General features: G+C 72.8%; 14 protein-coding genes. 7 read left to right on the forward strand and 7 right to left on the reverse strand.

What is annotated here, in order from left to right; all coding sequences use genetic code 11:
- Nucleotides 1-23: 23 nt before the first annotated feature.
- The 6 genes from R6Y94_RS12900 to R6Y94_RS12925 form a co-directional block, all read right to left on the reverse strand.
- Nucleotides 24-992 (reverse strand): hypothetical protein, encoded by a 969-nt coding sequence (locus tag R6Y94_RS12900; RefSeq protein WP_318396108.1) that lies wholly within the window; start codon nucleotides 990-992, stop codon nucleotides 24-26.
- Nucleotides 993-1,396: 404 nt separating this feature from the next.
- On the reverse strand, nucleotides 1,397-2,218 hold the full coding sequence (locus tag R6Y94_RS12905) for an inositol monophosphatase family protein (protein WP_318396031.1): 822 nt from the start codon (nucleotides 2,216-2,218) through the stop codon (nucleotides 1,397-1,399).
- Nucleotides 2,211-2,663 carry a response regulator gene (locus tag R6Y94_RS12910; RefSeq protein WP_318396032.1) on the reverse strand — a complete coding sequence of 151 codons (453 nt, stop codon included), beginning with the start codon at nucleotides 2,661-2,663 and terminating at the stop codon, nucleotides 2,211-2,213. The genes R6Y94_RS12905 and R6Y94_RS12910 overlap by 8 nt, the downstream gene beginning before the upstream one ends.
- 28 nt (nucleotides 2,664-2,691) lie before the next feature.
- Nucleotides 2,692-4,401 carry a sensor histidine kinase gene (locus R6Y94_RS12915; RefSeq protein ID WP_318396033.1) on the reverse strand — a complete coding sequence of 570 codons (1,710 nt, stop codon included), beginning with the start codon at nucleotides 4,399-4,401 and terminating at the stop codon, nucleotides 2,692-2,694.
- The gene (locus tag R6Y94_RS12920; protein WP_412102749.1) at nucleotides 4,398-5,642 is read right to left on the reverse strand and encodes a PP2C family protein-serine/threonine phosphatase; all 1,245 of its coding nucleotides are present in this window, start codon (nucleotides 5,640-5,642) and stop codon (nucleotides 4,398-4,400) included. The genes R6Y94_RS12915 and R6Y94_RS12920 overlap by 4 nt, the downstream gene beginning before the upstream one ends.
- Nucleotides 5,643-5,818: 176 nt before the next feature.
- Nucleotides 5,819-6,181, reverse strand: coding sequence for a hypothetical protein (locus tag R6Y94_RS12925; RefSeq protein WP_318396034.1), 363 nt, complete (start codon nucleotides 6,179-6,181; stop codon nucleotides 5,819-5,821).
- Between the two features lie 171 nt (nucleotides 6,182-6,352).
- Between R6Y94_RS12925 and R6Y94_RS12930 the strand changes: the two genes are divergently transcribed.
- Both R6Y94_RS12930 and R6Y94_RS12935 read left to right on the forward strand, forming a co-directional pair.
- The gene (locus R6Y94_RS12930) at nucleotides 6,353-8,710 is read left to right on the forward strand and encodes a M28 family peptidase (RefSeq protein ID WP_318396110.1); all 2,358 of its coding nucleotides are present in this window, start codon (nucleotides 6,353-6,355) and stop codon (nucleotides 8,708-8,710) included.
- A gap of 32 nt (nucleotides 8,711-8,742) precedes the next feature.
- Nucleotides 8,743-10,146: a glycosyltransferase family 2 protein gene (locus R6Y94_RS12935; RefSeq protein WP_318396035.1), complete on the forward strand. Its 1,404-nt coding sequence runs from the start codon at nucleotides 8,743-8,745 to the stop codon at nucleotides 10,144-10,146.
- A 134-nt stretch (nucleotides 10,147-10,280) separates the two neighbouring features.
- Here the strand turns inward: R6Y94_RS12935 and R6Y94_RS12940 are convergent, their stop codons facing one another.
- Nucleotides 10,281-12,566: a glycoside hydrolase family 9 protein gene (locus R6Y94_RS12940; RefSeq protein ID WP_318396036.1), complete on the reverse strand. Its 2,286-nt coding sequence runs from the start codon at nucleotides 12,564-12,566 to the stop codon at nucleotides 10,281-10,283.
- Between the two features lie 580 nt (nucleotides 12,567-13,146).
- On the opposite strand from R6Y94_RS12940, the gene R6Y94_RS12945 reads away from it, so the two are divergent.
- From R6Y94_RS12945 to R6Y94_RS12965, 5 genes are all read left to right on the forward strand, one after another.
- Entirely contained in the window at nucleotides 13,147-14,097 is a 951-nt protein-coding gene (locus tag R6Y94_RS12945; protein ID WP_318396037.1) for an FAD-dependent oxidoreductase, read from the forward strand.
- Nucleotides 14,098-14,270: 173 nt separating this feature from the next.
- Nucleotides 14,271-15,146: a hypothetical protein gene (locus R6Y94_RS12950; protein ID WP_318396038.1), complete on the forward strand. Its 876-nt coding sequence runs from the start codon at nucleotides 14,271-14,273 to the stop codon at nucleotides 15,144-15,146.
- A gap of 95 nt (nucleotides 15,147-15,241) precedes the next feature.
- The gene (locus tag R6Y94_RS12955; RefSeq protein WP_318396039.1) at nucleotides 15,242-15,625 is read left to right on the forward strand and encodes a hypothetical protein; all 384 of its coding nucleotides are present in this window, start codon (nucleotides 15,242-15,244) and stop codon (nucleotides 15,623-15,625) included.
- A gap of 176 nt (nucleotides 15,626-15,801) precedes the next feature.
- Nucleotides 15,802-16,458, forward strand: coding sequence for an HNH endonuclease family protein (locus R6Y94_RS12960; protein WP_318396040.1), 657 nt, complete (start codon nucleotides 15,802-15,804; stop codon nucleotides 16,456-16,458).
- A gap of 204 nt (nucleotides 16,459-16,662) precedes the next feature.
- Nucleotides 16,663-19,875, forward strand: coding sequence for a BTAD domain-containing putative transcriptional regulator (locus R6Y94_RS12965; protein ID WP_318396041.1), 3,213 nt, complete (start codon nucleotides 16,663-16,665; stop codon nucleotides 19,873-19,875).
- Nucleotides 19,876-19,878: the final 3 nt, after the last annotated feature.

Genomic DNA, 19,878 nt, shown 5'->3' on the forward strand with positions numbered 1-19,878 from the left:
CGCATCCCACCGCCGGCTCCGGGCTACAACATCGACAGATGAACGTGGTTCGTGTGGTCGGAGGCCGGATCGCCGTTGCCGTTGTACGCCCGCCACCCGTTGCCGGGCATCCAGATCTGCCGGTACCAGATCACGTAGAGCACCCCGAGCCGGCTCGCGTTCTTGACGTAGAACGCGGCCACGTTGTTGCCGTACGTGCGGTCGCCGCCGCTCGCGTCGACGTTCTCGAACCCGCCGGCCGCGGCCGAGAAGTCGCAGGCGCGTCCCTTGGGATGTTCACCCCCGCCACCGCTGCGGTGGCAGGAGGTGTGCCGCTTGAAGCCGTTGGCCTTGGCCTGGTTGAGCGCGTGCAGGGTGCGCGGCGTGATGCACCCGCCGGTGGTCGGGTCGTCGATGCTGCAGGACTCCTTGGGCCAGGAGCCGTCGGAGTTGCGCGGGGCGGCCTTGGCCAGCGGCGAGTTGGCGCTGATCAGCCCGCCGGTCGGGTTGCCGCCGACGGCGGCCAGGGCGCGTTCGGCGTCCTTCTTCTTCCGGGCGATCACCTCGACCTGCCGCTGCTGCTCGCGGACCTCGGCGTCGATCGCCTTCTTCGCCTTGGCCGCCTGGTCCAGCGACTCGGCGAGTTCGCGGAGCTTCCGGTCGTCGCGCTGGGCGATCACTTCGAGCCCGGCGGCCCGCTCCACGAACGACTGCGGCGAGGCGCTGTTCAGCAGGGCCGAGATCGGGGTGAGCCGGCCCCGGCGGTACGTCTCGGCGGCGATCACCCCCACCTCCTGGGTGAGCGCGGCGATCCGGGTCTCCACCTGCTTGAGCTGGGCGCCGAGCTGACTCTGCCGCTTCTTGGAGTTGGTCAGCCTGGCGGTCGCCTCGATGTGCCCCTTGGAGGCGGACTCCAGGGCGTCCCGGAGCTTTTTGGTGCCGCCCTCGTCGCCGGGCGAACTGGGCGCGGCGGTCGCCGGAGCGGCGGCCGTACCGACCAGGGCCGCGGGCATCCCGGCGAGGACCGCGGCGGCGACGAGCAGCGCCGTGAACCGGCGTGGGCGGTGCAGCCGGGCGATGGCCGTTGTGCGCACGAAAGCCGTTCCTTTCGTAGGCCGCCGACCCCGGAGGGCCCACACTGACCATTGGACCTTCTTCCGCCTCCCCTTGCCGTCCGGCGGACCGCAAGGTCGGACGCGGTGCGTGAGCGCCGCGGTTCAGGTGGAAAAAGGTTCATTCGGCGGCGGTCGCCACCGGCACCCTCGACGGTGCCACCTGGCGGAGACCGCCGGTCAGCCTACCGGAAGCCGGCCGCGCTGTCGGCCCGCCTTGAAACGGCCTCAATACCACAAGATAGGCCATACAGCAGACAAACACGCTTTTGTTTCTGCTGCCGTCCCGTGCCCGGGTCGTCCGGTCAGGACGTGGTCAGTAGGGCAGCGTGCACCGTGTGCCAGATCGACTCGTTGGCGGCGGCCAGCAGCCCGGCCCGCCCGTCGGCCGGGTCGTACGGGCTGCCGTCGAGCCGCCGGACCACCCCGCCGGCCGCCTCGATCAACAGCGCTCCCGGTGCGTGGTCCCAGGGCAGCGTCCGCCAGAAGATCGCGAAGTGCTGCCGGCCGTCCACAATATCCGCATATTCCTGACCAGCGCAGTGTTGGCCGGGCAGCACCGCGCCGATCCGCCCGGCCCCGGCCAACACCCGCTCCCGGAGTTCCGCCGGCAGGAACCGGGTCGCCACCACGCCGCGCAGCGCCCCGGCCGGGAGCGGCTCGGTGGTCGTGCGCACCGCGTCCCCGTCCCGGTACGCCCCGTCCGCAGCCCGGGCCAGCAGCAGCCGGTCCGCCATCGGGTCCAGGATCCAGGCCGCCTCGGTACGCCCACCGCGGCGCAGCGCCGCCATCACCGCGAACGGCTGCCGCCCGGCCGCGAAGTTCGCCGTACCGTCCAGCGGGTCGACCAGCCACACCTCTCCCGGCCCGGCGAGCAGATCCAGCACCGCCGGATCGGCGGCCACCCCCTCCTCGCCGACCACCTCGGATTCCGGCCGGAGCCGGCGCAGCTCGGTGGCGATGATCTCCTCGGCCCGGCGGTCGGCCACCGTCACCACCTCGCCCGGTGCCTTCTCCGAGACGTCGGAGTCGGCCAGGTGCCGGAACATCGGCAGGATTGCCTCGGCGGCGGCCCGGCGGAGCAGCGCCCCGACCTCCTCGACGAGCCGCGCCTCGGGATCAGCCACGCGGCGGAAGCTTCACGACGCTGACGAAGAACTCGTCGATCTGCCGTACCACCGAGATGAACCGGTCGAAGTCGACCGGCTTCGTCACGTACGCGTTCGCGTGCAACTGGTAGCTGCGCAGGATGTCCTCGTCGGCCTGCGAGGTGGTGAGCACCACCACCGGGATCCGGCAGAGCTGTTCGTCCCGTTTGATCTCGGCCAGCACCTCCCGGCCGTCCCGGCGGGGCAGGTTGAGGTCGAGCAGGATCAGATCCGGAGGTACGGCGTCGGCGTACTCGCCCTCCTGGCGCAGGTAGGCCAGGGCCGCCGCACCGTCGGAGACCACGGTGAGCCGGTTGCGCAGCTTGTGCTCCTCGAACGCCTCCTGCGTCATCAGCACGTCACCCGGGTCGTCCTCGACCAGCAGCACCTCGATCGGGCTCTTGCCGTCCGCCGGTGCCGTCATCGGCCCTCCTCGTCGATCCACTCGTCCGTCACACAGTCTGCTTCATGTCGCCGGCCGGCCGGGCCGACTCACCCGGCGGTGTGGCGTCCGCCTCGCTCGCGGTCGGCGACCCGCCGGCCGGTGCGGGCACGGTCGTGCCGTCCCCCTCGCCGTCCGCACCGGGGGCCTCGGACGGCTCGACCGGCTCCCGCAGCTCCGGCGGTACCGGCAGGGTGAACCGGATCATCGTGCCCTCGGCCACCGCGTCGGGGTCCACCCAGACCCGGCCGCCGTGGTACTCGACGATCTTCTTCACGATGGCCAGCCCGATGCCGGTACCCGGATAGGCGTCCTTGGCGTGCAGCCGCTGGAAGATCACGAAGATCTTGTCGGTGAACTCGGGTTCGATGCCGATCCCGTTGTCCTGGCAACTGATCTCCCACTCGTCGCCCAGCCGCCGGGCCGAGACGTGCACCTTCGGCGCCACGTCCGGCCGGCGGAACTTGAGCGAGTTGCCCACCAGGTTGACCAGCAGGTTGGTCAGCAGGGTCTCCTCGCCCCGGATGACCGGCAGGTCCGACCAGGTGAGCTCGCCGCCGACGTACCGCCGGGTGGGCTCCGTCTGGCCGGCTACGTCGGCCATCACCGCGTTCAGATCCACGTCGGTGAAGCCGGTGGTGAGCCGGCCGATCCGGGAGAACGCCAGCAGGTCGTTGATCAGCCGCTGCATCCGCTGCGCCCCGTCGACCGCGAACGCGATGTACTGGTCGGCGCGCTCGTCGAGCTTGCCCGCGTACCGGCGTTGCAGAAGCTGGCAGAAACTGGCCACCTTGCGCAGCGGCTCCTGGAGGTCGTGCGAGGCGACGTAGGCGAACTGCTCCAGGTCACGGTTGGACCGGACCAGTTCCTCGGCCTGCCTCTCCAGTTGGCTGTTGACCCACTCGATCCGTTCCCGGGCCTGCCGCACCTCGTCCAGGTCGGCGGCGATCCGGCGGCGCATCCCGTCGATGTCGCCGGCCAGCGCGGCCAGCTCCGGCGGCCCGACCTGCTCGATCTCCCGCTGGTACGCCCCGCCGGCCACCTCCCGCACCTGGCCGGCCAGCGTGGTGACCGGACCGATCACCAGCCGGTTCAGCGAGGTCAGCAGGGCAAGACCGGCCAGCACCACCACGACCGCGGCCAGGATCAGCAGCAGCACCAGGGTGTTGCCGGTCCCCCGCGCGTTCTGCGCGACGGAGTTGCGCAGCTCGAGGATCGACCGCTGCAACGCCTCCACCTCGCCGCGCAGTTCGGTGAAGCGGCCGTCGGGCTGAGCGGTCAGGTACGCCTGTGCGGCCTCCGGCCCGCTCCGCACGGTCAGCTCGATCGCCGGCTCGGCCACCACCTCCCGCCACTGCTCGGCGCGGTCCCGCACCGTGTGCAGCTCGCGACGGATCTCCGGCTGGTCGTGCAGGAGCGCGTCCATCGAGGCGATCAGCGCCGTCTCGCGTTGCAGGCCCTCCCGGTACGGCGCGAGGTCGGCGTCGTTGGCGGTGACGGCGTAGCCGCGTACCCCGGTCTGCTGGTCGACCAGGGCACTGAGCAGCGCCTGACCGTCGGTGCGCAGCGGGCCGGTCTTGGTGAGCAGGGTGTCCAGGTGTTGCCGGTTGCTGGTGGCGACGACCGTGGCGCTGACCGCCAGCATGCCGAGTACCACGCCGACGATCACGCACAGCGCGGTGACCCGACGGTGCAGCGTCCACCGGACCGGTGAGCTCACCGCCCCTCCCCCCGGCTGACCAGCAGCATCGCCACGTCGTCGGAGAACGGCCCGCCGTTGCGCTCCTCGGCCTGCTCGACCAGCCAGCCGGGCAGCTCCGGCAGGCCCACCCCACGGGCCCGCGGATCGGCCACCAGCCCGCTCAGCCCGGGTACGTCCAGCCGCTCGTCGCCGTCGCCGACCCGGCCCTCGATGAGCCCGTCCGTGTACATCAGCAGTGACCAGTCCTCGGTGTCGAAGCGCAGCTCGTGGGCGACCGGCGGCCGTGGCCGTACCCCGAGCAACAGCCCGTGCGGCGCCGGCACCGGCACCACCCGGCCCCCGGCGAGCAGCAGCGGCGGCGGATGCCCGGCGAGCCGGACGGTTGCCCGGTTGCCGGACAGGTCCAGCCGGACCGCGGCGACGGTCGCGAAGATCTCCCGTTTCGACCGCTCGCTCATCAGCACCTGCTCCAGCGCCGGCAGCACCTGCTCGTCGGGCACTCCGGCGAGCACCAGCGCCCGCCAGGCGACCCGGAGTTCGACGCCGAGCGCGGCCTCGTCCACCCCGTGCCCGCAGACGTCGCCGACGATCAGGTCGATCCGGTCCGGGCTGGTCTGCACCACGTCGTAGAAGTCGCCGCCGATCAACGCCTCGTGCCGGCCGGGGCGATAGAAGGGATGCACCTGCACCAGGTCGGTGTCGATCAACGGCTGGGGCAGCAGGCCGCGCTCCAACCGGGCGGACTCGGCCTGGCGCAGTTCCACCTCACGCAGCCGCCGGGCGTTCTCGTCGGCCCGCTTCCGCTCCACCGCGTAGCGCAGGGCCCGAGCCAGCAGCACCCCGTCGACCTGACCCTTGACCAGGTAGTCCTGGGCGCCCTCGGCGACCGCGCCGATGCCGAGGTGCTCGTCCGAGCGGCCGGTCAGCACACAGACTGCGGCACCGCTGGACATCGCGAGCACCTGGCGGAGCCCGTCCAGGCCCTGCGCGTCCGGCAGGCCGAGGTCCAGCAGCACGCAGTCGACACCGCGGATCTGCACCCGGGCGGCGTTCAGGCTGTTCGCGACGAGCAGGTCGATGCCGTCGCCCGTCTCGGCGAGCAACTCGCCGACGAGGAAGGCGTCGGCGTCATCGTCCTCGATCAGCAACACCCGCATCCGCTCCCGGGGCGGCAGCTTGGCATGCCGCCCTAGCCCGCCGTGCGGGTACGCCGGCGCGGGTACGACGGACGACCCGGTCACCGGTTCGTCCCCCTCCATCCGGTCACGACGCCTCCTCGCTCCGTCCCTCACCGTCACGACCGAACCGCCCCATCAGCGGGCCCCCGCGCCCGCCCGGTCGGGTCCGGCCCACGCCCACGACGACGATCCGCGCCGATCCTGTACCACCCAACGCTGCCACACAACACAGGTCGCGCCGACACGGCGGCACGGCGTCACCGCGAAGCTTCCGCCGAGCCGGCCGGGTCCCGTAGCCGCACCTGTTCCGCCTGGTGCGCGAGCACCTCACCGAGCACCCCGTGCAGCCGCCCGCAGTCGAGGCAGTGCAGGTTCTCGTCCAGCCGCCGGCCACCGCACCCCGCGCAGCGGCCCCGGTCGGCCGGATCCCGGTAGCCGGCCAGCGCCTCGGCCAGGGCCCGGGCCAGGTGCGGGGTGAGCGGAACTGTCCCGGCCTCCCCGGCGGACCGGACATCGACGACGCCGACCGGGACGGCATCCGGCTCGGGGTCGTACGGCGCCACCCGCGCGACGAAATCGCGCAGCACGGCGACGGGTTCGGTCACTCGGTACGTGGACATGCGTATCACGCTATGCGACCGGCTGCCAGCAGGGTGACCCGGCCGGGCGGGGAACGGGTGAACCGCGATGATGGCATTCGCTGCCGACCCCTGGAGGCACCCGTGTCCGCCCCTGACCACCACTCCCCCGCCGATCCACCGCCGCCCGCCACACCCTCCGCGACGACCCTCCTGTCCGCCTCCGATCGGGCGCTGGCCCGACCCCGGCGCCGGTTGCCGGCCGCGCTGGCGGCCCTGGCCGCGCTGGCGGCGGTCGGTGTGGTCACCGTGCTCGGCGTGGGTACGCCGCGCCCGGCCGGCCTCGACGCGCCGGCCGACGAGTTCAGCGCGGAGCGGGCGTACCAGCACCTCCGGACGGTCGCGGCGGAGCCGCACGCCGCCGGCAGCCCGGCCGCGGAGCGGGTACGCAGTCACCTGGAGAGCACCCTGCGTGGTCTCGGTCTCACTCCCGAACTGCAGGACACCGTCGCCGAGGAGGCGGGGCAGCTCAGCGGCGGCGCGGGCGGCGCGACGCTGGCCCGGGTACGCAACGTGGTCGCCCGGATTCCCGGCACCGACCCCACCGGCCGGGTCTTCCTGGTCGCCCACTACGACTCGGTGCAGGTCGGCCCGGGCGGCAACGACGACGGGGCCGGCACCTCGGCACTGCTGGAGGTGGCCCGCGCGCTGACCTCGGGCGAACGCCCGCGCAACGACGTCGTGCTGGTCTTCACCGACGCCGAGGAGGCCTGCCTCTGCGGCGCCTCGGCGTTCGCCGCCGACCATCCGCTGGCCGCCGGCGGCGGCGTGGTGCTCAACCTGGAGGCGCGGGGCAGCACCGGCCCGGTGATCATGTTCGAGACCTCGCTGCGCAACGCCGGCCTGGTGGAGGTCTTCGGCCGGGCCGCGCCGTACCCGGTGGGGACCTCGTTCGCGGTCGAGGTCTACCGGCTGCTGCCCAACGACACCGACTTCACCGCCTTCCTCGACCACGGCTTCACCGGGCTGAACGCCGCCTACATCGACGGCGCGGCGCTCTACCACACCCCGCTGGACACTCCGGCCAGCGTCGACCGGGGCAGCCTGCAACAGCACGGTGCGAACGCGCTCGGGCTGGCCCGGGAGTTCGGCGCGGTCGACCTGACCCGGCTGGCCGCCGACGGGGACGCCACGTACTTCCCGGTGCCCGGCGGGCTGGCCCGGTATCCCGGCTGGCTCACCCTGCCGCTCGCGCTGCTGGCGCTGGCCGGGGTCGGCGTACTCGGCTGGGCCGTCCGGCGGCGGGGGCGCGCGTCGTGGCCCCGGCTCGCCGTCGGGTTCGGGCTGGCGCTGCTGCCGATCGTGGTCGCCCCGGTCGGGGCGCAACTGCTCTGGGCCGCGATCACCGCGATCCGGCCGGGCTACGCGACGCTGCTCGACCCGTACCGTCCACTGTGGTATCGGCTGGCGGTGGTGGCGCTCGCCGCCGCGGTGCTGTTCGGCTGGTACGCGCTGACCCGTCGGCGTACCGGGCCGGCGGCACTCGCCGTCGGCGGGCTGGGCTGGCTGGCCGTGCTCGGGGTGCTGCTCGCCGCCGTGGCCCCCGGCGGGGCGTACCTGACCACCCTGCCGGCCCTGGCCGGCGTGCTGGCCGGACTGGTGGCCCTGGCCGTACGCCGGGACGGCCCGTGGGCGGTGGTCGCGGTGACCGCCGGCGCGGCGGTCGGAGTACTCGTGCTGCTCCCCACCGTCGTACTGCTCTTTCCGGCGCTCGGCATGGCGATGGGCGGAGTCGGCGCGCTCTTCACGGTGCTGCTCGGGCTGGCCGCGCTGCCCGTGGTGGACCTGCTGCACCCGGTGGCCGGCGGCCAGCGCGGGATGGCCGCGCTCCGGGCCCGGCGGCGCGGCGCGCTACCCGCCCTGGCCGCGCTGCTCGGCGCCGTGCTGTGCGCCGGAACCGGCCTGGTGGTCGACCGGTTCGACGCCGCGCATCCGGTGCCGACCCACCTGATGTACGCGCTGGACGCCGACACCGGAACCGCCCGCTGGCTCAGCGAGGAGGCCGACCCGCAGCCCTGGACCGACCGGTACGTCGACGGCCGGACCCGGATCGGCGACACCTTCCCGGTCTTCGGCGACGAGGAACTGCGCACCGGCCCGGCCGAACCGGCCGCCCTGCCCCCGCCCCGGCTCGACCCGCTCTCCGACGTCACCGGATCCGGCGTCCGTACGCTGCGTGTCCGGCTGGTCCCACAGCGCCCGGTGCGGTTCGCCGCGCTGCACGTCGACCCGGCGACCGCCGCCGTCGTCTCGGCCCGGGTCGACGGCCGGGAGGTCCGGGTCGACGGCCGGGAGCCGTTCGGTGTGGTCTTCCACGCCCCGCCGGCCGAGGGGATCGAGATCGAGTTGCGGCTCCGCCCGGCCGGGGGCGGCCCGGTACGGCTGCGGGCGATGGATGCCAGCGACGGCCTCGCCGGACTGCCCGGCTTCCGCCCGCGCCCGCCCGGCGTCGGCATCGTCGGATCGCACAGCTCCGAACTGGTCGCGGTGGCCCGGACCTACCCGCTCTGAGTCGATCTCCGGTTCGGCGGATGTGACACCGGGTGCGGGCCCGACGCTCTAGTGCACGAGATGAGAAATCAGAATCCTCGACCGGGGACCGGCTGCGCGGCACCGCCCTGCGGTACGCCCACACCGGTGCCGGCTGGCTGGCCACCGCGATGAGCTGGCTGCTCGCCGTGGCGCTGCTGCTCAGCCTGGCCCGGCTGGTGGTCCGGGTGGTCTGCGCCGAGCTGCACCGGCGGCGGATCCGCACCCGGTCCCGGTCCCGGCCGGCCGGCCGGTTCTACGCCCCGGTGACGGTGATCGTGCCGGCGTACAACGAGGCCGCCAACGTCGGCGCGACGGTGTGGTCCCTGGTGAACAGCGACTACCCGGCGATCGAGGTGATCGTGGTGGACGACGGCTCCACCGACGACACGGCCGGGGTGGTGGAACGGATGCGGCTGCCCGGGGTACGAGTGGTCCGGCAGGTCAACGCCGGCAAGCCGGCGGCGTTGAACACCGGCATCCGGCACGCCCGGGCCGACCTGCTGGTGCTGGTGGACGGGGACACGGTGTTCCAGCCCGACACGGTGTACCGGCTCGTGCAGGGCTTCGACGATCCCTCCGTCGGGGCGATCTCCGGCAACACCCGGGTGGCCAACCGGCGCCGGCTGCTCGGCCGCTGGCAGCACCTGGAGTACGTCATCGGGTTCAACCTGGACCGCCGGATGTACGACGTGCTGCGCTGCATGCCCACCATCCCGGGCGCGATCGGTGCCTTCCGCCGGAAGGCCCTGCTGGACGCGGGCGGTGTTCCGGCGGACACCCTGGCCGAGGACACCGACCTGACCATGGCGGTACTGCGCGCCGGCTGGCGGGTCCGGTACGAGGGGCGGGCCATCGCCTGGACCGAGGCGCCCGGGTCGCTGCGCCAACTGTGGCGGCAGCGCTACCGCTGGTGCTACGGGACCATGCAGGCGATGTGGAAGCACCGGCACGCCCTGGTGGAGCGCGGCCCGGGTGGGCGGCTGGGTCGCCGCGCCCTGCCGTACCTCGCCGTCTTCCAGGTGCTGCTGCCGCTGGCCGGGCCGGCGGTCGACGCGTTCGCGCTCTACGGGCTCTTCTTCCTGCCGTGGAGCCATCTCGTGCTCGCCTGGCTCGGCCTGCTGCTGGTCCAGGCAGGGACGGCGGCGTACGCGCTGCGGCTGGACGGTGAGCGGCTGGGTCCGCTCTGGAGCCTGCCGTTGCAGCAGCTCGTCTACCGGCAGTTGATGTTTCTGGTGGTCGTCCGGTCGGCGGTCACCGCGCTGCTGGGCGGCCGGCTGCGCTGGCACCGGATGGTCCGGTCCGGCGAGGCGGCGGCGTTGGTCGACCCCGGCACCGCCGACCGGTCGGTGGGCTGGCCGGGAAACCCGAACGGCTACCGGTCGACCCGGCGGGTGCGCGCCGGCCGGCCGGGTTGAGGACCCACCGACCCACAACGGGCCAGGTGCGGTGGGGCGGCCCCCGGCCGGCGATGATCCGCCGACCGGGGGCTTCGCCCGGCCGGGCGGAGGGCCCGGGTGTGCCGGGCCCTCCGTCAGATCTCGTCGGGCGGTCAGTGCCGGTGGTTGCGGGCGTCGCCGTTGTCCTGGTCGGCGATGAAGGCGGCGATCCAGGACAGCGGTGCGTTCCAGTTGATGGTCAGCTCGTTCGTCGCCCAGGACTCGATGTCGTCGATGTAGCAGAACTGCGGTGCGCAGCCGCGCAGCTTCTGCTGGGCGACCGGGTCCTGGATGGCCGAGTTCGGGCCGCCGGAGAGGGTCCCCCGGGGCGGGTTGGGCAGGTCGGGGTTGAGCTGGCGGGCGTACCAGCGGCTGTGCTGGTTTCGCGACGCCACCTCGCCGTAGCCGGTCACGTACGACTGGTTCAGGGCGTTGCGGCCGAGGATGTAGTCCATCGTCTGCAACACCCCGTCCCGGTAGCGGTCCTTGCCGGTCAGGTCGAACGCGGTGGCCAGCACGATGGCGTTGTTGACGATCAGGTTGTTGGAGCCCCAGTCGAAGAGGTTGTCCGACGGGTTGTACGGGATGCCGTACGGGTGCGCCAGGAGGGTGGCCAGGTAGCGGTCCGCGCCCTGGGCGACCGAGGCGCGTACCCGGGCCCGGTCCGGCAGGTTGTTCGGGATGGTGGCCAGTTGCAGCCGGCCGAGCGCGGCGGTGTTGCCCCAGTCCATCCCCCGCTCCTGCCAGACGTCGCCGGCGTGGTGCGGGGAGGCGAGCACGAAGTCGCGGTACTCCTTCGCCCCGGTGCTCAGGTACAGCTCGGCGGCGGCCCAGTAGAACTCGTCGGTCACGTCGGCGTCGTTGTACGCGCCGCCGCCGTTGGCGTCGGCCGGGTCGGCGTACCGCTCGGGATTGGCCTTCGCGGCCGCCCAGGCCGTCTTCGCGGCGGCCAGGTTGCGGTCGGCGAACCGCCGGTCGTACGGCCGGAAGACCCGCGCCGCCTGTGCGGCGGTGGCGGCCAGGTTGAGCGTGGCGGCGGTGGACGGCGGGTGCAGTTCGCGCCGCTTGTCGTCCAGGTGTGGCAGCAGCGGCAGCCCGGTCCACGAGTCGTCGTGGATCTTGTGGTGGGCCATCCCGGCCAGCGGCTTTCCGGCCGGCACCTGCATGCTGAGCAGGAACTCCTGCTCCCAGCGCGCCTCGTCGAGGATGTCCGGCACCCGGTTGCCGCTCTCCGGCAGCGCCAGGGTCCGGTCGCCGAGCCGCCACGGCTCACCGGTGGCGGCCCGGATCGAGCGCTCGTACTCGCTCATCAGCTGGTGCACCGAGATGCCGCCGTTGACCACGTACTTGCCGTGGTCGCCGGCGTCGTACCAGCCGCCGGAGACGTCCAGGGTGTAGTCGCAGACGCCGGGCTGGCAGGGCACCGCCGTGTCGCCCTGGTTGGGCGCCACCCCGACGTGTCCGGCCGGGCGGCCGTAGCCCGGGCGGAGCGCGTCGGAGATCTCGGTGCCGCTGCGCTGGGTGTAGTAGAACTTCAGCGCGTCGGTGCGGAGCTGCTCGTAGAAGTCGGCGCCGATGTCGAACGGCCGGCTGGTCTCCCCGTCGGCGGTCAGCGTGTAGCCGGTGCCGGGGCGGGTGAAGTGCCCGAAGTCGATGGTGTGCACGTGCTGCCCGGAGGAGCGCTCCAGGCCGCGCGGCGTCGTCCGGCCCTGCTTGACGAGCCGGCCGGCACCGTCGCGGAGCTGGAACGGCAGCGGATCGGTCGCCTCGGTGACCACGGTGGCGTTCTTCGGCCCCTTCGGCAGGTAGCCGACCTGGTTGACCCGGACTCTCGGGCCGGTGTCCGGGACGTAGACGTCCGGCTCGGCACCGCCGGTCAGCGAGACGTCGTCCAGGCAGACCGTCCAGGGTTCGGCGCTGCCGCCGAGCTGGAAGGCGACCTGGGCGTTCGGCAGGTCGACCGGGGAAGTGAAGGTGTAGCGGTACTCGTTGCCGGAGACGCTCAACTCGGGGCTGGCCGACAGGTACTGGGTGTACGGGTCGACCGGCAACTGCACCAGTGCCCGGCCGACCTTGTTCGGGGTGGCCCGGCCAAAGAACCGGAACTCGTACGACTCGCCGGCGACCAGCGCGACGTTGTCCTGGCCGATGATCACGTCCCAGGGGTTGACCGTGCCGCCGGGCACCTCGGTGCAGAGCTGCCCGGTGCTGGAGTCGAGGGTGAGGTTGGCAGTGCCCCACCAGGGGGCGTGGCCGTTGTCGAAGGTGCCGTTGACGATCTGTTCCGGTGCCTCGTCGGCGGCGGACGCGGCGCCGGGTGCGGTCAGCACGGTGGCGGCCAGGGCCGCGATCGTGGCGGCGGCGAGTGGAGCGGTATGCGGCGAGCGGGGTCTGAGCACGTCATTCCTTCCGGTGGGCGCGGTGACCGGTGGCCGGCACCGCCGGGCAGGGGTGGTACGGCGTGAACCAAGATCTATGGAAGCGCTCCCAGTCCGGGAATACCGGGAGATTGACATCGAGTTTCTTGGCTGTCAACCGGCTACCCGGGAGCAGGGCGACGGATGGCGACGATAAATCCCACCGAAGCGGGACAGCCCGGCTCCGTCCAACCCGGACGACGGACCGATCGGCCGACCGAGCGGCCCACCGACCGGCACCCCTTCGGCCCGCGCGTACCGGCGCAGCGGCACGCCGGCCCAGAACGACCGACTCCGGCAACCGCCCGAATCCCTGTGGTCACGGATGGTAGCCATCGCAGGTCAGGGTCGAATGAACTCCCTGGTCTTCGCGAATTCGACTGGTCGAGTGACGGGGAGTTCCACCACCGACGGTAATTCACCGCTGCAATTTCCAGCCGGCACCGGCGTCCGCGAATCCATATTGATGTGTCGACGTGCCGACCCACGCCGCCGCAACCAGGCATCCGGCAGGAGGCGACCACTGGACGGGTAAGACCTCCGTTAATATGGCCTAATGGCGATGTCCCGACGACCCGACGTTCTGGTTATCGGTGCGGGCGTCATCGGACTGTCCACCGCGGTCCGGCTCGCCGAGGCGGGACTCTCGGTCCGGATCCGGGCCGCCCGGCCGCCGCAGGAGACCACCTCCGCGTCCGCCGGGGCGAGTTGGGGGCCCTACGAGTTGACCGACGAACGGGTCCTGCACTGGAGCGAACAGACCCGACTGACTCTGGAGAAGATCGCCGAGGACGCGTCGTCCGGCGTCCGGCTCGTTCGTGGCCTGGAGGTGGCGCCCTTTCCACTGGAGCCGCCGGCCTGCGTCCGCGACCTGAGCGACTTCGAACTCTGCCCCGCCGACCAGCTACCGCCCGGCTATGTCAGCGGCTGGCGTTACACCAGTCCACTGGTGAGCATGCCGGCCTATCTGGAATACCTCACCGGGCGCCTGATCGACCAGGGCGGCACTATAGAAATCGGCACTGTCGGCTCTTTCAAGGAACTCGTCGGCGCCGCCGACGTACTGGTGAATTGCACCGGACTCGGCGCCCGCTATCTGGTCCCGGACGACCAGGTCTTCCCCACCCGGGGCCAACTGGTGGTGGTCGACAATCCCGGAATAGAAACGTTTTTCCAGGACTGGGCCGAACACGAGGACATGACCTACATCCTGCCGCACGGCAGTCACGTCGTACTCGGCGGCAGCGCGACGCCCGGCTCGGAGGACCTCACGCCGGACCCCGTCCGGGCAGCGGCGATCGTCGAACGCTGTGCCGCCGTCGAGCCGCTGCTCCACTCCGCCCAGATCCGGCGCATCCTGGTCGGGCTGCGACCGAGCCGGCCGAGCGTACGGATCGAACGCGATCATGTCGACGGCAACCCCCTCATCCACAACTACGGTCACGGCGGCTCGGGGCTCGCCCTTTCCTGGGGATGTGCCGACGAGGTGCTGGCGTTGAGCGGGTTGGTCTGACCGGAGACGCCCGGCCCCGGCTCCGAGCCGGAGAGCCTTCGAGACCACCCAAGCTATTCTGAAAGTTCGTCGCACCCGTCACCGCCGACGGCTTCGCGTTTCCCGCGCCCCGGTCCCCGCCATCTGCCGGCAGCCCGCCAGGGGAGATTCGAGACCATTCGACGGGAGGTCGTGTGACCAGCAGAAGACGCTCTCTCGGCAGTACTCCACTCTGGCTCCTCACCGCGCTCGGCCTCGCCACCACCGCATTCGGGGTCTATCTCCAGACCAGCGGCAAGGAGCAGATCTTTCAGATCATCGCCGGCGCGCTCGCCGCGTTCGGCGGCGCCATCGTCGGTGCCGCAACCAGCCTCTATGTCGCCTCGGGCGACGGCCGCGACACGTTGCTCGCGGTCCGCGAGATGCTCGCCCACTCGCTCGACGTGCGACTGCGCTCGACGGAGGCGGCCCTGTCCCCGATCCGGCGACACTGGCACTACTACCACCTGACGAAGCGGGGCGGCCGGTTCCGCTGGCGGCACACCGACTACCACTTCGAGCAGACCGGTACACCCGGCTCGATCGTGCTCAACATCGCCGACGCCGACCCGAGCGGCGACCAGCGGTACCGGAGCGAGGCGGCCATCCGGGGCGACCGGCTGATCCTGGTCGAGTCGCCGGAGGAGGGCAGCACCGAAGGACCCATCGTCGCGATCACCCCGTTCTTCACCGAGGTGTTCCGGCGGGTCCGGCCCGGATTCGCGCTGCTGCGCTCCTGGGACGGCGAGGACATGGTGACCCGGTGCATCTGGAGCACCAGCGCCCTGGTGCCGTCGACCGATCAGGACGTGAGCGACGAGGACGGCCGTGTCCTCGACGACATCTGGGAGCGGTCGTTCCTGGCCGGTCACCACATCTTCCCGTCGGTCGGCCATAATCCGCCGGACCCGGCCGGGACAGCGGAACCCGGGCCAGGCGTACGGCCAGCGCGGCCGGTCGACCTGGCGGCGCCGCTGTCCCCGGCGGTACCAGCCGGAGATCCGACCGCAAAACCGCAGATGTCCGACTGACAGGTGCGGATCCCCTGTTACAGCATCTGGACAGGACAGATGGTTGTGTACTGTGTCCGGTCGATCGGTCGCGGGGAAGGCGCAAGGAGATGAACATGGTCCGCAAGTACGGCAAGGCCCTCGCCGCCGTCGCCGGGGCGGCGCTCACGGTCGCGTACGGCGCGCTCTCGGGGGACCAGCGCATCGAGCCGGACGAGGCGGTGCAGATCGCGATCGCCGCCGCGACCGCGATCGGTGTCTACCTGGTGCCGCTGACTCCGCAGTACCGGTGGGGCAAGACCGCCGTCGCCGTGGTGCTGAGCGTGCTACAGGTGCTCGCCACGGTGATCCTCGGTGGACTGGACTCGAACGAGTGGATCGCGCTGCTGCTGGCCGCACTGACCGTGCTCGGCGTCGGCGCGGCTCCGGCGGTCTCCAGCAACGGGACCAGCAACGCGACGCCCCGCCAGCCCACCCCCACCACGAGCCAGCCGGCCTGACCGACCAGGATCGGCGCCGGGCGCGGCCCGTCCCGGACCGGACGGGCCCGCCGCCCGGCATCGGGCGCCCGGGATTACGGCGCGCGTCGATGGCCGGTTACGTGACCGTGGCGGTCCGGTCACGATGATCAGTTACGTTGATCCCTCCCGTACCCCCAGAGCCTCGGGAGGCATCCATGCCGCACATCCGACGTCGCCGTATCCGGCTGACCCTCACCGCCACCGCCGCCATCGCGGCGATCGCCGCGTCCCTGCTGGTCGCGTCCCCGGTCGGCGCCACTCCGCCCGGCATCCCGTCCAAGGCAACCGCCCAGTCGAACCTGAACGCGCTGACCGTCGCCGCCCAGGGCTCGATGACCGGCTACAGCCGCGACCTGTTCCCGCACTGGATCACCATCAGCGGCGCCTGCAACACCCGGGAGACGGTGCTGCGGCGAGACGGCAGCGGGGTGGGCGTGGACAGCTCCTGCTACCCGACCTCGGGAAGCTGGTACAGCCCGTACGACGGGGCGACCTGGACCAACCCGGCCGACGTCGACATCGACCACATCGTCCCGCTCGCCGAGGCGTGGCGCTCCGGGGCCAACTCGTGGACGACCAGCCGCCGGCAGTCGTTCGCCAACGACCGGGGCGGGCCCCAGTTGATCGCGGTGACCGACAACGTCAACCAGGCCAAGGGCGACCAGGACCCGTCGACCTGGAAGCCGAGCCGCACCGCCTACCACTGCACGTACGCCAAGATGTGGATCCGGACCAAGTACAACTGGGGTCTCCGGTTGCAGTCGGCGGAGAAGAGCGCGTTGCAGACGATGCTGAACACCTGCTCCTCCTGATCCGACGTCCCGTCCGAGCCGGCCGGTCCCGGGTACTCCGACCGGGGCCGGCCGGCTCGTCGTGCCGTCGGCCGTGCCCGTGACCGCCGTTCGGCGGCCGGCAGGGACCACATCTCCACTACTTGATCTCCAATCCACTACTTGATCTCCAAGTCGCCACGGTGCACCGCCGCACCGGTGAGACGACTTCCGTAGCCTGGGTCGGTGCGATTCGGGTTGTTGGGGCCGCTGGCCGTCTGGACCGACCGTGGCGAGCCGGTCACGATCCCGGGCCGGAAGGTCCGGGCCCTCCTGGCCGACCTGTTGATCTCGCAGGGGCACCCGGTCTCGGTCGACCGGCTGGTCGAGGACCTGTGGGGGACGGCGGCGCCCGCCGACCCCAACGCCGCGCTGCACGTACGGGTGTCGCAGTTGCGCCGGGCGCTGGCCGGCGCCGAGCCGGACGCGCGGGAGCTGGTGGTCTCGCAGGCTCCGGGATACGCGCTGCGGACCACCCCCGACACGGTGGACGCGGGTACCTTCGCGGCGCTGGTCGGGCAGGCACAGGCGGCCGGAGATCCGCGTACCCGGGCCGGGCTGCTCGGCAACGCGCTCGCGCTGTGGCGGGGAACCGCGCTGGCCGACTTCGCCGACGAGGAGTTCGCCCGTACCGCCGTGGCCCGCTGGGAGGAGCAGCGACTGACCGCCGTCGAGGCGTACGCGGAGGCGCGGCTGGAGCTGGGCGAGCACGGTGAACTCGCCGGCGAGCTGGCCGAGCAGGTGGCCCGGCATCCGTACCGGGAACGGCTGCGGGCGGCCCACATGCGGGCGCTGCACCGGTCCGGCCGGGCGGGCGAGGCACTCGACAGCTTCCAGGAGCTACGGCGCAGCCTCGCCGACGAGCTGGGCCTGGATCCGGGGCCGGAGTTGGGGGCCCTGCACCGGGCGATCCTGGCCGGGGATCCGGCCGAGGACCCGCCCGCACCGGCCCGACGGCGCCTGCGGGCCGGCACCGCCCTGCCGGCACCCGTGACCGAGCTGATCGGACGTGACCAGGCCGTACAGCGGGTACGCGGGTTGCTCGCCGCCGGCCGGCTGGTCACGTTGACCGGGCCGGGCGGGGTCGGCAAGACCAGTGTGGCGCTCGCGGTCGCCCGGGCGCTGGTCGAGGCGTACCCGGACGGCGTCTGGCTGGTCGACCTGACCGCCTGGGACGGCTCGGGCGACCCGGCCGAGCCGGTCCTCTCCGTACTCTCCATCCCGGACGGTTCCGGCGGCGCGGAATCGCCCGGCGAACGGCTGGCGACCGCCCTCCGGGAGCGGCGGATGCTGCTGGTGCTGGACAACTGCGAGCACGTCGTCGAGCCGGTGGCCGGGCTGGTCGGCGAGCTGCTGCCGGCCGCACCCGGGCTGGCGGTGCTGGCCACCAGCCGGGAGCCGCTGCGGCTGCGTGGCGAGACCCGCTGGGAGCTGCCGCCTCTGGACCTCCCCGACACCGACGACCCGGACCGGCTGGCCCGGTCGTCCGCCGTACGGCTGTTCCTGGCCCGGGCCGGGCTGGGCCCGGAGCCGGAGACGGTGGCCGAGGTGTCCGAGGTGTGCCGGCGGTTGGACGGCATCCCGCTGGCGCTGGAGCTGGCCGCGACCCGGGTACCGGTGCTGGGCGTGGCCGAGCTGGCGGCCCGGTTGCAGGTGCCGCAGGACCGGTTCGGGCTGCTCGCCACCGGCCCGCGCGACGCGCCGGCCCGGCAGCGCACCCTGGCCGCCGTGATCGACTGGAGCTGGCAACTGCTGACCGAACCGGAGCGGGCGGTACTGCGCGGGCTGGCGGTGCACTCCGGCGGCTGCACGCTGACCGCCGCCGGGGCGGTCTGCGCCCGGGACCGTACGCCGGCCGGTGAGGTGCTGGAACTACTGGCCGGGCTGGTCGACCGTTCGCTGGTGGTACGCGCCACCGCGCCGACCGCCGGCGACGGGCCCCGGTTCCGGCTGCTGGAGTCGGTCTCCGCGTACTGCCTGGTCCGGCTCCGCGAGGCTGGCGAGGAGGAGCCGCTGCGACGCCGGCACGCCGAGCACTACCTGGCGTTGGCCGAGCGGGCCGACCCGGAGCTGCGCGGTCCCGGGCAGCGGGAGTGGCTGCGCCGGCTGGACGCCGAGGCCGCGAACCTGCGGGCCGCCGGAGAGACGTTCCGGCGCGCGGGTGCGGCCGAGCCGGCGTTGCGGCTGGCCACCGCCCTGGTCTGGTACCGGTTCCTGCGTGGGCGGCTCACCGAGGCCCGCCGGGCGCTGGCCGGCGCGCTCGGCGTACCCGGTGAGGTGCCGGAGGTGCTCCGGGCCGGCGCCGAAGCGTGGCACGCCGGGCTGGCGATCCGGCAGGGTCAGGCCGGTCCGGAGCTGGCGGCGGAGGTGCTCCGCGGCTACGACAAGGTGGCGGAGCCGCTCGGCCGGGCCCGGGCGGAATGGTTCCTCGCCATGTCCACGATCGACTTCGGGGACCTGACCGCCACCGGCGAGCTGCTGGCCCGGGCGCTGGAGACGTTCCGGGCCGCCGGCGACCGGTGGGGCGAGGCGGCGGTGTTGAGCAACCGGGCGATGCTCGGGCACATCCGGGCCGACCGGGCCGCGCTGGAATCCGACGCCCGGCGCGGCGCCGAACTCTTCGGCGAGATCGGCGACGACTGGGGAGTACTCCAGGCGACCGACTGGCTGATCGGCCTCGCCGACCTGACCGGCGACCGGGCCGAGGCGGCCCGGCTGAGCCAGCAGGGCCTGCGGATCGCCGAGGAGTTGGGGCTCTGGTCCGATGTGGCCGGCCGGCTCGGCTGGCTGGGCTGGATCTCGACGCGGCTCGGTGACCACCCGCGCGCGATCGAGTACGCCGAGCAGGCGCGGCGGTTCTCCGCCGAGCAGGGGCAACTCTCCGGCGAGGTCTTCGCCACCATCACGCTGGCCTTCGCCGCCCGTCGCGACGGCCGGCTCGACCTGGCCGAGCAGCACCTGCGCTGGCTGCTCGCCACGGGCCGGCAACAGCAGGGCGGGGACGGGCACCCGCCGTACCTGGCGATGGTGCTGATCGAACTGGGCCTGTTGGCCGGAGAGCGCGGCGATCCGGCGGTGGCGCTGGCCTGGCACCGGGAGGCGTTCGACGTCGCCTGGACGCAGGATTCGGGGCCGGAGACGGCCTCCGCGCTGGCGGGCATGGCCGACGCGCTGGTCCGGGCGGGGCGAGCCGAGCTGGCCGGGCAACTGCTCGGCGCCGCCGACGCCGCCCGCCGGAACTCCGACTACCGGCTCTCCGACCCGGACCGGGCCGAGCTGGACCGGCTCACGGCGGCGGTCCGGGCCGCCACCGGCCCGGACTTCGACACGCTCTTCGCCGATGGTGGCGGTCTCACGACGGCTCAGGCCCGGTCCCTGGTGGAGGGGGACCGGGCCTGACGT

The sequence above is a fragment of the Plantactinospora sp. KLBMP9567 genome, assembly GCF_033446045.1.
Classification (GTDB): domain Bacteria; phylum Actinomycetota; class Actinomycetes; order Mycobacteriales; family Micromonosporaceae; genus Plantactinospora.